Source organism: Clavibacter davisi (genome assembly GCF_052751415.1).
In genome coordinates, this window is record NZ_CP199882.1 from 1609499 (window position 1) to 1622733 (window position 13235).

9 protein-coding genes are annotated in these 13235 nt (G+C 73.7%); 3 read left to right on the forward strand and 6 right to left on the reverse strand.

What is annotated here, in order from left to right:
* Positions 1-97 precede the first annotated feature (97 nt).
* Entirely contained in the window at positions 98-1378 is a 1281-nt protein-coding gene (gene clpX, locus ACU4ZT_RS07675) for an ATP-dependent Clp protease ATP-binding subunit ClpX (protein ID WP_063072761.1), read from the forward strand.
* Between the two features lie 82 nt (positions 1379-1460).
* Here clpX and ACU4ZT_RS07680 read toward each other — a convergent pair whose 3' ends face one another.
* Positions 1461-3524, reverse strand: coding sequence for a M3 family metallopeptidase (locus ACU4ZT_RS07680; protein ID WP_445338581.1), 2064 nt, complete (start codon positions 3522-3524; stop codon positions 1461-1463).
* A 39-nt stretch (positions 3525-3563) separates the two neighbouring features.
* On the opposite strand from ACU4ZT_RS07680, the gene ACU4ZT_RS07685 reads away from it, so the two are divergent.
* Positions 3564-4367 (forward strand): methyltransferase domain-containing protein, encoded by an 804-nt coding sequence (locus tag ACU4ZT_RS07685; protein WP_063072763.1) that lies wholly within the window; start codon positions 3564-3566, stop codon positions 4365-4367.
* A 135-nt stretch (positions 4368-4502) separates the two neighbouring features.
* Here ACU4ZT_RS07685 and ACU4ZT_RS07690 read toward each other — a convergent pair whose 3' ends face one another.
* The 4 genes from ACU4ZT_RS07690 to ACU4ZT_RS07705 all read right to left on the reverse strand — a co-directional run bounded on the left by ACU4ZT_RS07690 (position 4503) and on the right by ACU4ZT_RS07705 (position 9951).
* Complete coding sequence (locus tag ACU4ZT_RS07690; protein WP_063072764.1) at positions 4503-4766, reverse strand: hypothetical protein; 264 nt, start codon at positions 4764-4766, stop codon at positions 4503-4505.
* Complete coding sequence (locus tag ACU4ZT_RS07695; RefSeq protein ID WP_063072765.1) at positions 4766-5218, reverse strand: GNAT family N-acetyltransferase; 453 nt, start codon at positions 5216-5218, stop codon at positions 4766-4768. Before ACU4ZT_RS07695 ends, ACU4ZT_RS07690 begins: the two co-directional genes overlap by 1 nt.
* Positions 5215-7860, reverse strand: a complete 2646-nt coding sequence (valS, locus tag ACU4ZT_RS07700) for a valine--tRNA ligase (protein ID WP_445338583.1) — start codon at positions 7858-7860, stop codon at positions 5215-5217. Before valS ends, ACU4ZT_RS07695 begins: the two co-directional genes overlap by 4 nt.
* 135 nt (positions 7861-7995) lie before the next feature.
* A complete protein-coding gene (locus ACU4ZT_RS07705; protein ID WP_270980314.1) occupies positions 7996-9951 on the reverse strand; it encodes a phosphoenolpyruvate carboxykinase (GTP) in 1956 nt (651 codons plus the stop codon).
* Between the two features lie 111 nt (positions 9952-10062).
* Here ACU4ZT_RS07705 and ACU4ZT_RS07710 point away from each other — a divergent pair, with 111 nt between their 5' ends.
* Positions 10063-11490, forward strand: coding sequence for a helix-turn-helix domain-containing protein (locus ACU4ZT_RS07710; protein WP_063072767.1), 1428 nt, complete (start codon positions 10063-10065; stop codon positions 11488-11490).
* A gap of 43 nt (positions 11491-11533) precedes the next feature.
* On the opposite strand, the gene ACU4ZT_RS07715 is transcribed toward ACU4ZT_RS07710, so the two are convergent.
* Complete coding sequence (locus tag ACU4ZT_RS07715; RefSeq protein ID WP_445338638.1) at positions 11534-13177, reverse strand: dipeptide ABC transporter ATP-binding protein; 1644 nt, start codon at positions 13175-13177, stop codon at positions 11534-11536.
* Between the last annotated feature and the right edge of the window lie 58 nt (positions 13178-13235).

Consider the following 13235-nt stretch of genomic DNA (forward strand, 5'->3'; position numbering starts at 1 on the left):
CGCTACCACGCGACGGGCCGTCCTCCCAGGGGTCCGGGCGATGTCCCATGCACGGGTTAGGCTCGTGGCACACCGCACGACTTCCGGGGAGGCATTCATGGCACGCATCGGCGAGAGCGCGGATCTGCTCAAGTGCTCCTTCTGCGGGAAGAGCCAGAAGCAGGTCCAGCAGCTGATCGCGGGACCGGGCGTCTACATCTGCGACGAGTGCGTGGAGCTCTGCAACGAGATCATCGAGGAGCGCCTGGCCGAGGCCAGCGAGGAGACCACGGGCGAGTTCGACCTCCCCAAGCCGAAGGAGATCTTCGGCTTCCTCGACGAGTACGTCATCGGGCAGGAGGCCGCCAAGCGCGCCCTGTCCGTCGCGGTCTACAACCACTACAAGCGCGTGCGCGCGGTGGGCACCATCGGCCCGGCGGAGGCCGTGGGCGAGGAGATCGAGATCGCCAAGAGCAACATCCTGCTCATCGGGCCCACGGGCTGCGGCAAGACCTACCTCGCGCAGACGCTGGCGAAGCGGCTCAACGTCCCCTTCGCGGTCGCCGACGCCACGGCGCTCACCGAGGCCGGCTACGTCGGCGAGGACGTGGAGAACATCCTCCTGAAGCTCATCCAGGCCGCCGACTACGACGTGAAGCGCGCCGAGACCGGCATCATCTACATCGACGAGGTCGACAAGATCGCGCGCAAGGCCGAGAACCCGAGCATCACGCGGGACGTGTCGGGCGAGGGCGTGCAGCAGGCGCTGCTGAAGATCCTCGAGGGCACGGTCGCCTCGGTGCCGCCGCAGGGCGGACGGAAGCACCCGCACCAGGAGTTCATCCAGGTCGACACCACGAACGTGCTCTTCATCGTGGCGGGCGCCTTCGCGGGCCTCGAGGACATCATCAGCCAGCGCGCCGGCAAGAAGGGCATCGGCTTCGGCGCCCCGCTGCACCGCAAGGACGTGAACGCCGACGTGTTCGGCGAGGTGCTCCCGGAGGACCTGCACAAGTTCGGCCTCATCCCCGAGTTCATCGGCCGGCTGCCCGTCGTCACGACCGTCACGCAGCTCGACCAGCGGGCGCTCATGGAGATCCTCACCAAGCCGCGCAACGCCCTCGTGCGCCAGTACCAGAAGATGTTCGAGCTCGACGGCGTGGAGCTGGAGTTCGAGCAGGGCGCGCTGGAGTCCATCGCCGACCTCGCGGTGCTCCGCCAGACGGGAGCCCGCGGGCTCCGCGCCATCCTCGAGGAGGTGCTCGGGCCGATCATGTTCGACATCCCCTCGGACGACGAGGTGGGGCGCGTGGTCATCACGCGCGAGTCGGTCGTGCAGAACGCGGCGCCCACCATCGTGCCGCGCGCGTCCATGCTCCGCGCGGAGAAGTCCGCCTGATCCGTGCCGCGGCACGCGGCACCGCGACACGAGAGCGCCGCACCCTCAGGGGTGCGGCGCTCTCGTCGTCCGGGGACGCGGATCAGTCGGCGAGGCCGCGGCGCTCGAGGAGCGGCTCGATCACGGCGTCGCGGCCGCGGAAGTCCCGGTAGGCCTCGAGCGGGTCCCGGGATCCGCCCACGCCGAGGAGCCGGGAGCGGAAGCGGTCGCCGTTGGCGCGTGTGAGTCCGCCGTTCTCGTGGAACCACTCGACGGTGTCCGCGTCCAGCACCTCGCTCCAGATGTAGGAGTAGTACCCCGCGTCGTAGCCGCCCGCGAACGTGTGCTGGAAGTAGCTCGACGCGTAGCGGGGGAGGACCGCGGGCACGTCGAGGCCGACCGCCGCGAGGGCATCGGCCTGGAACGCGTCCACGTCCTCGACGACGTCGTCGACGCCGAGACGGTGCCATGCCTGGTCGAGGAGCGCGGCGCCCAGGTACTCGCTCGTGAGGAAGCCCTCGTTGAAGGCGGAGGAGGCCCGCACCGCGGCGACGAGCTCCTCGGGCATGCGCTCACCCGTCTCGTGGTGCACGGCGTAGGACGCGAGGATCTCCGGCCACAGCATCCACATCTCGTTCACCTGGCTCGGGAACTCGACGAAGTCGCGGAAGACGTTGGTGCCGGCGAAGCGCGGGTACGTGACGCGCGCGAAGAGACCGTGCAGGGCGTGGCCGAACTCGTGGAACAGCGTGTTCGCCTCGTCGTAGCTGAGGAGGGTCGGCTGGCCGGCGGGCGGCTTCGGCACGTTGAGGTTGTTGAGCACCACGGCGAGCGTGCCGAGGAGGTCGCTCTGCGAGATGAGCGGGTTCATCCACGCGCCGCCGCGCTTCGAGTCGCGCGTGTGCAGGTCGAGCACGTAGAGGCCGACGGGGGAGCCGTCCTCGTCCCGCACCTCGAAGACGCGCGCGTCCGGGTGGTAGGAGGTGATGTCGTCCCGCTCGGCGAACGTCACGCCGTAGAGCTCCGTGGCCGCGCGGAAGACGCCGTCGTGCAGCACGCGCTCGGACTCGAGGTAGGGGCGCATGCGCGCGGTGTCGACGGCGTAGCGCTCCGTGCGGACCCTCTCGCTGTAGAACGCCCAGTCCCATGCGGCGAGCTCGAAGGTCGGCTCGCCGCGCTCCTCCTGCGTGCGGTCGATCACGCGCTGCAGCTCGACGGCCTCGGCGCGGGCGTTGCGGGCCGCGGCCGGGGCGAGGCGGCCGAGCATCTCGGCGACGGCCTCCGGGGTCCCGGCCGTCTGATCGGCCGTGACGGCGGCGGCGTGGCTCGGGAAGCCGAGGAGGGCGGCACGCTCGGCGCGGAGGCGCGTGATCTCGAGCACGAGCGGACGGTTGTCGTGCGCGTTCCCGCGGGCGCCGCGTGCGAGCGACGCCTCCATGATGCGCTGCCGCACCCCCCGGTCCGTGAGCTGGGCGAGGTAGGGGTGGCCCGTGGGCAGCACGAGCGTGATGAGGTGCTTCCCTTCCAGCCCGCGGTCGGCGGCGGCCTGCGCGGCGGCGGCGATCGCGCCCTCACTAAGTCCGTCGAGCTCGGCCGGGTCGTCGACGACGACCGCGAGGTCGTTGGTGTCCTCGAGGAGGTTCGACTCGAAGCGCGTCGTGAGCACCGACAGTCGGCGGTTGAGGTCGCGCAGGCGCCCCTTGGCGTCGTCGTCGAGGCCGGCGCCGGCGATCGTGAACTCGGCGAGGTACCGCTCGACCAGGTACACGGACTCGGCGTCGAGGCCCGCGTCGTGACGCCCCTCGTGCACGGCGCGGATGCGGGCGTAGAGCGCGGCGTCGAGGCGGATCGCGTCCTCGTGGGCCGTGAGCTCGGGGGCGATCTCCGCCTCGAGCTCCCGGGTGAACGGGGAGCTGTCGGACGAGGTGAGCGTGAAGAAGACGTGGGAGACGCGGTCGAGGATCCTCCCCGCGCGCTCGAGGGCGACGAGCGTGTTCTCGAACGTCGGCGCCCCGGGGGAGTCGGCGACGGCGCGCACCTCCGCCAGGTGCGCGGCGATCCCGGCCTCGAACGCGGGGCGGAAGTGCTCCTCCCGGATATCGTCGAAGGGGGGCATCCCGGAGGGCAGGGGGCTCGGCTCGAGGAAGGGGTTCGGGGGCGTCGTCATACAGCGAGCCTAGGCCGGGCGCCGACCTAAGCTCGGAGGGTGAACAGCGAGCGATACACCCACGGCCACCACGAGAGCGTCCTCCGCGTGCACAGCGCACGCACCGTCCGGAACTCCGCCGCCTACCTCGAACCGCATCTGCGGGCCGGGCTCGACGTGCTGGACGTGGGCAGCGGGCCCGGGACCATCACGGTGGAGCTCGCGCGCATCGTCGCTCCCGGGCGCGTGGTGGGGATCGACATGTCCGAGGAGGTCGTGCGGCAGGCCGTCGCCCTCGCGGAGCAGCAGGGCACGGCGAACGTCGAGTTCGTCTCCGGATCCGTGTACGAGCTGCCCTACGCCGACGCGTCGTTCGACGTCGTGCACGCGCACCAGGTCCTCCAACACGTCGGCGACCCCGTGCGGGCGCTGGCCGAGATGCGGCGCGTCACGCGTCCCGGCGGGCTCGTGGCCGCCCGCGACGTCGTCTACTCGAAGGTCGCGCTCTTCCCCGAGACGGACGGGCTGCGGCTCTGGGCCGACGTCTACCTCCCGGTGCACCGGGCCAACGGCGGCGAGCCCGACGCCGGATCCCGGCTCAAGGCCTGGGCGCACCGGGCCGGCTTCACCGACGTCGCGTCCAGCGCGTCCGTGTGGTGCTTCTCCTCCGACGACGAGCGCGCGTGGTGGGGAGGCGCGTGGGCCGACCGCGCCGTCGCCTCCTCCTTCGCCGGTCAGGCGCTCGAGGGCGGCTTCGCCTCCGACGACGACCTGCAGGCCATCCGGGCCGGCTGGCAGGAGTGGGCGGCGGACGCCGACGGGTTCCTGGCGATGCCGCACGGGGAGATCCTCGCGCGCCGCTGACCCGGCGCCGCCGCCGCCGCCCCCGTCCCCGTCCCCGTCTCCGGACGCGAGGAGGCCCGCCGGACGCGAGGAGGCCCGCCGGACGCGTGGTCGGGCGGGCCTCCTCGTGCGGCGTCTCCGCGTCGCGGCGACGCGTCAGTCGTCGAACGGGTCGTCGGTGCTCTCGCCGGGGATCGTGATGGTGGCCGCGTCCTCGATCGGGTCGTAGCGGATCACGGTGCCGTCGTCGAGCTCGACCACGGGCTTCCGCTCGAGCCAGGTGAGGGTCCAGCGCCACTGGGACGTGTCCGCGTCGAGCGCGACGACGTCGGACTCGACGGTCTTCACGGCGAGGAGCACGACCTCGGGGAGCTCCGCCGGGGCGGTGCCGCCGACGGGCCAGCGCGTGCCGAGCTGCATCAGACGTCCTGCTCGTAGGTGACCCACGTGGTGCGGCGGGCGACCCGGTCGTAGAGGCGCTGCGCGTCGGCGTTGTCCTCGGCGGTGATCCAGCGGAGCATGCTCGCGCCGTCGCGGCGCGCGACCTCGGCGACCGCGCCGATGAGCTGCTCGCCGACGCCCTGGCGGCGCGAGATCTCGCGCACGTAGAGGTCGTCGACCAGCAGGCCGTCGGTGCCGCGCGCGAGCCTCGCGAAGCGGTGGAAGTGCGCGAGGCCGACGAGGGCGCCCTCGTGCGCGTCGTCGACGGCGACGAGCGCGGTGCTCGCGTGCGCGTCGTCGATGAGGCGGCTCCAGGCGAGCACGGCCGCCTCGTCCGTCAGCTCGGTGCCGTAGGACTCGGCGTAGCCGGCGAACAGGTCGAACCAGGGGAAGAAGTCGCCGTCGCGGACGGGGCGGATCGAGATGGTCATGCGTCGGTCTCCTCGTGCTGCTCGGCGGTCGCGAGCGTGATGCGGGTGACGGCGGGGCCGTCCCCCTCGGTGAAGGTCAGGTCGGTGATGCGGCCCACGGCGCGGAGGTCCTCGGCCACGAGCTCGAGCGAGCGGATGTCCTCCGGCGAAGCGGAGACCACGGCCTCGGCGACCGGGGTCTTCTGCGACGCCTTGGCGTCGGTCTTGGCGCGGCGGATGCCCACGAGCGCCCGGCCGGCGAGGGCGAGCAGGCGCGGGTCGGCCGTGCCGCCGGTCGCCGGCGCATCCGGGGTCGGCGCGGTCGGCCAGGACGCGGTGTGGATCGAGCCGTCGTGCGACCAGCTCCACGCCTCCTCGGCCGCGAACGGCACGAACGGCGCGAACAGGCGCAGCAGCACGTCGAGCGCCTCGCGGAGGGCCGCGACCGCGGATCCCCGGTCGGCCGGGTCGGCGTCGGCCGAGTACGCGCGGTCCTTGACGAGCTCGAGGTAGTCGTCGCAGAAGGTCCAGAAGAAGCTCTCCGTGACCTCGAGCGCGCGGGCGTGGTCGTACTCCTCGAGCGCGGTGGTGGCGGTCTCGACGACCTCGGCGAGGGCGGCGAGCATGCCCACGTCGATGGCGTGCGTGGCCCGGGCGCCCTCCGGCGCCTCGAAGGAGAGGATGAACTTCGCCGCGTTGAGGACCTTGATCGCGAGGCGACGGCCGATCTTGATCTGCGTCGGGTTCTGCGGGTCCATCGCGGCGTCGACGCCGAGGCGCGCGGACGCGGCCCAGTAGCGCACGGCATCGGAGCCGAACTGCTCGAGCGTGGCCGCGGGGGTCACGACGTTGCCCTTCGACTTCGACATCTTCTTGCGGTCGGGGTCGAGGATCCAGCCGGAGATCGCGGCCGTCCTCCACGGCGCCTGGCCGTGCTCCAGCTCGGCACGGAGGACGGTGGAGAAGAGCCACGTGCGGATGATGTCCTGGCCCTGCGGGCGCATCGAGAACGGGAAGACGAGGTCGAACAGCTCCGGGTCGCGCTCCCAGCCGCCCGCGAGCTGCGGGGTGAGGGACGAGGTGGCCCAGGTGTCCATGACGTCGAGCTCGCCCTGGAAGCCGCCGGGGACGCCGCGCTGGTCCTCGGTGTATCCGGGAGCGGGATCCGACGACGGGTCGACGGGAAGCTGGTCCTCCGTCGGGGTGATCGCCTTCGCGAACTCCGGGTTGCCGTCGGCGTCGAGCGGGTACCACACGGGCAGCGGCACGCCGAAGAAGCGCTGGCGCGAGACGAGCCAGTCGCCGTTGAGGCCGCCGACCCAGTTCTCGTACCGGACGCGCATGAAGTCGGGCACGAACCCGATCTCGCGGCCGCGGCCGAGGAGGCGCTCGCGCAGCTCCTCGTCGCGGCCGCCGTTGCGGATGTACCACTGGCGGGTCGAGACGATCTCGAGGGGCTTGTCGCCCTTCTCGTAGAACTTGACGGGGTGTGTGATCTTGCGCGGCTCGCCGAGGAGCTCGCCGGACTCGGTGAGGAGCTCGACCATCGCGGCCTTCGCGGAGAAGACGGTCTTGCCGGCGAGGGCGGCGTACGCCTCGCGGCCCGCCTCGGACGTGATGGCGGCGGGCGCCTCGGAGACGATGCGGCCGTCGAAGCCCACGATCGCGCGGTTCTCGAGCTGCAGCTCGCGCCACCAGACGACGTCGTTGAGGTCGCCGAAGGTGCAGACCATGGCGATGCCGGATCCCTTGTCGGGCTGCGCGAGGTGGTGCGCGAGCACGGGCACCTCGACGCCGAAGACGGGTGTCGTGACGTTCGTGCCGAACAGGCCCTGGTAGCGCTCGTCGTCGGGGTGCGCGACGAGGGCGACGCAGGCCGCGAGGAGCTCGGGGCGCGTGGTGTCGATGATCACGTCGTCGCCGCCGGAGCGGTGGAACGCGAGGCGGTGGTACGCGCTCGGCTGCTCGCGGTCCTCCAGCTCGGCCTGCGCGACCGCGGTGCGGAAGGTGACGTCCCAGAGCGTGGGGGCGTCGGCCTGGTACGCCTCGCCGCGGGCGAGGTTGCGGAGGAAGGCGCGCTGCGACGCGACCTGCGCCTCCTGGCCGATGGTGCGGTAGCTCTGGCGCCAGTCGACGCTGAGGCCGAGCGTGCGGAAGAGGTCCTCGAACTGCTTCTCGTCCTCCTCGGTGAGGCGCTCGCACAGCTCGATGAAGTTGCGGCGGGAGATCGGCCGCTGGTCGCCCGGCTTGGACGTGCCGCCGGTCTCGGCGGGCTGGAAGGACGGGTCGTAGGGGAGCGTGGGGTCGCAGCGGACGCCGTAGAAGTTCTGCACGCGGCGCTCGGTGGGGAGGCCGTTGTCGTCCCAGCCGAGCGGGTAGAAGACGCTCTCGCCGCGCATCCGGCGGTACCGGGCGATCACGTCGGTGTGCGTGTAGCTGAAGACGTGGCCGATGTGGAGGGAGCCGCTCGCCGTGGGCGGCGGGGTGTCGATGGAGAAGACGGTGCCCGCGGCGGCCTCGTCGCGGCGGAAGTCGTACGTGCCGTCGGCCTGCCAGCGGTCGCCCCACTTGGCCTCGAGGCCCTCGAGGGCCGGCTTGTCGGGGACCCGGGCGACCTGGCCGGTCGCCTCCTGCGCGGTGTCCGGACGTCGTTCGTCAGCCATGCGTGCTCCGGTTCCCTCGATGTGGACGGCACCGTGTCGATGGTGAGGTGCCTTCTGTGAGGGGATCAGGCTACCGGATGGGGGCGCGACGGCCGGATGCGGGGACCGTCGCGGGCCCCGCATCCGGCGCGGGCATCAGGCGTCGGCGTCCTCCCGGGCGGCGCGGAACGCCCGGCGCATGGCGTCGATGCGGGCCGTCAGCTCGTCGGGGACCCGGCCGCCGAAGCGCGCGAAGTGCGCATCCACGGCGTCGAGCTCCTCCAGCCAGGAGCCCGGATCCAGCGCCAGCAGCTCGTCGAGCGCGCCCTCCGCCAGGTCGAGCCCGGCGACGTCCAGGTCGTCCGGGAGGGGCAGGCCGCCGACCGGGCTCGGCCGGACGTCCACGCGGCCCTCGACGCGGCGGACGACCCACTCGAGCACGCGCGCGTTCTCGCCGAAGCCCGGCCAGAGGAAGGAGCCGTCGTCGCCCCTGCGGAACCAGTTCACCTGGAAGACCCGCGGGGCGCCGGCGCCGAGTCCCGCGCCGACATCGAGCCAGTGCCGCCAGTGGTCGGCCATGTCGTAGCCGACGAAGGGCTGCATCGCGAAGGGGTCGTGGCGGAGCTCGCCCACCCGGCCCTCCGCCGCGGCGGTGCGCTCCGAGGCCATGGTCGCGCCGACGAAGACGCCGTGCTCCCAGTCGTCGGCCTCGGCCACGAGCGGGACGTTGGTCGCCCGGCGCCCGCCGAAGAGGATCGCGTCCACCACCACGCCGTCGGGGTCGTCCCAGTCGTCGGCGAGCGTCGGGCACTGCTCGATCCCCACGGTGAAGCGCGCGTTCGGGTGCGCGGCGGGCGTGCCGGAGGCGGGTGACCACGGCTGCCCCTGCCAGTCGACGAGCCCGGCGGGCGGCGTGGGGGTCATGCCCTCCCACCACACGTCGCCGTCGGGGCGGAGGGCGACGTTCGTGTAGATCGCGTTGCCCCAGATCGTGTCCATGGCGACGGGGTTCGTCGCCGCGCCGGTGCCGGGCGCGACGCCGAAGAGGCCGCGCTCGGGGTTCACGGCGCGGAGGCGGCCCTGCACGTCCGGGCGCAGCCAGGCGATGTCGTCGCCGAGCGTCTCGACCGTCCAGCCGGGGATGGTGGGCGTCAGCATCGCGAGGTTCGTCTTGCCGCACGCCGACGGGAACGCGGCGGCGATGTGGAAGCGGCGGCCCTCGGGGCTCGTCACGCGGATGAGGAGCATGTGCTCGGCGAGCCAGCCCTCGTCGCGCGCCATGGCCGAGGCGATGCGGAGCGAGAAGCACTTCTTGCCGAGCAGGGCGTTGCCGCCGTAGCCCGATCCGAACGACATGATCTCGCGCTCCTCGGGGAAGTGGCAGATGCGCTTGTCGGCGTTGTGCGGCCACGGCACGTCGGCCGAGCGGCGCCCGGCGTCGTCCACCAGGGGCGCGCCGAGGCCGTGCAGCGCGCGGACCCACGCGGTGTCCGGTCCGATGAGGCGGAGCGCGTCGTCGCCCATCCGGGTCATGAGCGCCATGCTCGCGACGACGTAGGGGCTGTCGGTGATCTGCACGCCGAGCTGCGAGATCGCGCCGCCGAGCGGCCCCATGGAGAACGGGACGACGTAGAGGGTGCGTCCGCGCATGGATCCGGCGAACAGCTCCCGGAGCTCGGCGCGCGTCTCCGCCGGGTCGCGCCAGTTGTTCGTGGGGCCGGCGTCGGACTCCTGCGCGGAGCAGATGAAGGTGCGGTCCTCGACGCGCGCGACGTCGGCCGGGTCGCTGCGGGCGAGGAAGCTGTGCGGGCGCCATTCCGGGTTCAGCCGGATGAGCGTGCCGGCGTCGACCATCTGCCGGGTGATGCGGTCGTACTCGGCGACGCTGCCCGTGCACCAGACGACCTGGTCCGGCAGCGTGAGCGCGGCGACCTCGGCGACCCAGGCGGCGATCCGGGGATCGCGGCAGAGCCCGGGGGCGGCCGTGCCGGGCGGCAGGGGAGCGGCATCGGGCGCTGCCGCGGCGGGCGCTGCCGCGGCGTCCGCGGCGGCGGGATCGGCCGCGCGCGGTCCGGCGGCGGTGAGCGGGGGTGCGTCCTGGATGGTGGTCATGTCGGTCCGTCCTCGTCGATCGGTCTGTTGTTCCAGCCTGCGACCGGTCAGGATGGGGTTCGGGGATCAATCGGCGTGAAGAAGCGCCGATGTTCACGGAGAGGTGAAGGAATGGACCAGCTCGTCATCGGCCGCCGCATCCGGCACGCGCGGAAGGGGGCCGGGCTCACGCTCCAGGCGCTAGGGGAGCGGGCGGGGATCCTGCCGAGCCAGCTGAGCATGATCGAGAACGGCCGGCGCGAGACCCGCCTCTCGACGCTCGGGCGCATCGCGGGGGCGCTCGGGGTGGACGTCACGCACCTGCTCGCGGCCGACGCGCCGGACGCCCGCTCGGCCCTCGAGATCGAGCTCGACCGGGCCCAGCGCTCCTCCCTCTACGGCTCGCTCGGGCTGCCGGCCGTGCCCGCGAGCCGTGCGCTGCCGCAGGAGACGCTCGAGGCGCTCGTCGGCCTGCACCGCGAGCTCGCGCGCCGTGCCCGCGAGTCGATCGCGACGCCCGAGGAGGCCCGGCGCGCGAACACCGAGCAGCGGCTGATGATGCGCGGGCGCGACAACCATATCCCCGAGATCGAGGAGCTGGCCGAGCGGATGCTCGCCGACGTCGGCCACCGTGCCGGGGCGCTCTCGCACCGGAGCGTCAGCCGGATGGCCGAGGGCCTCGGCTTCGAGCTCATCTACGTGGACGACCTGCCGCGCTCGACGCGCTCGGTCACCGACCTCGGGGAGGGGCGCATCTACCTGCCGCCGGCGTCCATCCCCGGCGGACACGGACTCCGCTCGATGGCGCTGCAGGCGATGGCGCACCGCGTGCTCGGGCACGAGGAGCCCGCGAGCTACGCCGACTTCCTGCGGCAGCGGCTGGAGATCAACTACTTCGCGGCGGCCTGCCTCATGCCGCTCACGCAGTCGGTCGAGTTCCTCGGCGACGCCAAGGCCAGGCGCGACCTCGCCGTGGAGGACTTCCGCGACGCGTTCGGCGTGACGCACGAGGCGGCGGCGCTCCGGCTCACGAACATCAGCACCACGCATCTCGACCTCCGCGTGCACTTCCTCCGGGTCGGCGGCGACGGCGCGGTCTACAAGGCGTACGAGAACGACGGGCTGCCGCTGCCGGTCGACGTCACGGGCGCGGTGGAGGGGCAGCCGGTGTGCCGGGAGTGGGCGGCGCGCGGGGCCTTCGACCGCACGAACCGCACGACCGAGTTCCACCAGTACACGGACACGCCCGCGGGCACCTTCTGGTGCTCGACGCAGACCGGGTCGACGGCCGAGGGCGAGTACTCGATCTCCTTCGGGGTGCCGTTCGCGCACGCGAAGTGGTTCCGCGGGCGGGAGACGACGGCGCGGAGCGTGTCGCGGTGCCCGGACGAGTCGTGCTGCCGGCGGGCGGATCCGGAGGACGCGGGCCGTTGGCGCGACCGCGCGTGGCCGAGCGCGCGGCTGCACGCGCACATCCTCGCGCCCCTGCCGCGCGGCTCGTTCCCCGGGGTCGACGACCGGGAGCTGTACGCGTTCCTCGACCGGCACGCGGGCGTCTGACGCCGGCGCGCGACGGTCGTCCGCGGGTCCGGGCGGGTGGCCGTCAGCGCGGCGCGGCGCCCGGATCCAGCTTCGGCACGGCGTCGAGGAGCGCCCGCGTCACCGGATGCGCCGGACGCTGGAGCACGTCTTCGGCATATCCGCGCTCGACGACGCGGCCCTCGCTCATCACGGCGACCTCGTCGCTCATGTGCGCGACGACGCCCAGGTCGTGCGAGATGAGCAGCAGCCCGAGGCCGAGGCGGCGCTGCAGCTCGTCGAGCAGGTCGAGCACCTGCGCCTGCACGGCGATGTCGAGCGCGGAGACGGGCTCGTCGCAGATGAGCACGTCCGGCCGCGCGGCCAGGGCCCGCGCGATGGCGACGCGCTGGCGCTGCCCGCCGGAGAGACGCGCGGGGCGGCGGCGCAGCAGCGCGGGCTCGAGCCCCACCTGTGCGAGCAGCGTGGCGGGGGAGTCGCGGTCGTCCGGCCCGCGCGGGTCGGCGACGGCGAGGGCGTCGCGCAGGATGCGGTCGACCGTCCAGCGCGGGTCGAACGAGGCCAGCGGATCCTGGTACACGGCGCCGACGCGGGGGCGGCGGGCGCGGCGCTCCCGCTCCGGGATGCCGCTCCACGGCGCGCCGTCGAGGGTCACGGTGCCGGCGTCGGGCTCCTCGAGCGCGAGCAGGAGGCGCGCGACGGTCGTCTTGCCGGAGCCGGATCCGCCCACCAGCCCGAGCGTGCGCCCGCGGCGGACCTCGAGGGAGACGTCGTCGACGGCCGTGCGGACGGATCCGCCGGGGTCGCGGTAGGAGCGGGTGAGGCCGGCGGCGCGGAGGGCGACGCCGCGGTCCTCCGGCGAGGTGGACGCGGGGCGGCGGTCGTCGCGGCCCGGGTCGGCGGATGCCGGGGCGCCGGGGGCCGCCGCCGCGATCCGCTCCTCCGAGAGCGGCACCCCGCGCGGCACGCCCGTCGGCACGGCGGCGACCAGCGCGCGCGTCCGCCTGTGCGCGGGCGCGCGGAGGACGTCCGCGGTGGGGCCCTCCTCGACGACGCGGCCGTCGTGCATGACCGCGACGCGGTCCGCGAGCCGGGCGACCACGGCGAGGTCGTGGCTCACCAGCAGCGTCGCCTGGCCGGCGCCGCGCAGCTCGCCGAGGAGGTCGAGGATCCGCGCCTGCACCGTCGCGTCGAGCGCCGTCGTCGGCTCGTCGGCCACGAGCAGCGGCGGGTCGAGGGCGATGGCGGCCGCGAGCAGGGCGCGCTGGCGGAGGCCGCCGGAGAGCTCGCCGGCGCGCTGGCGGACGCGCGTCCCGGGATCCGGCATGCCGACGCGCTCGAGCAGCTCCATGACGCGCGCCTGCCGCGCGCGGGCGTCCCGCATGCCGTGCAGGCGCAGGGCGTCGCCGATCTCGCGGCCGACGGGGCGGAGCGGGTCGAGCGACGAGAGCGCGTCCTGCAGGACGAGGCCCACGCCGGATCCGCGGACGCGCCGCCACTCGCGGGGCGTGGCGGCGCGGAGGTCGCGGCCGCCGATCTCGAGGGCGTCCGCCTCCACGTGGGCGCCCGCGCCGGCGAGGCCGAGGAGGCTCCGGGCGGTGACGCTCTTCCCGGATCCCGAGGTGCCCACGAGCGCGAGGCACTCGCCCGGCGCGATGCGGAGCGAGACGCCGTGCACGACGGGCACGCCGCCGAAGGAGACGCGCAGGTCCTCGACGCGGAGCGCGAGGGACGCGACGGGCGCCTCGGAGGCGACGCGCGCGCCG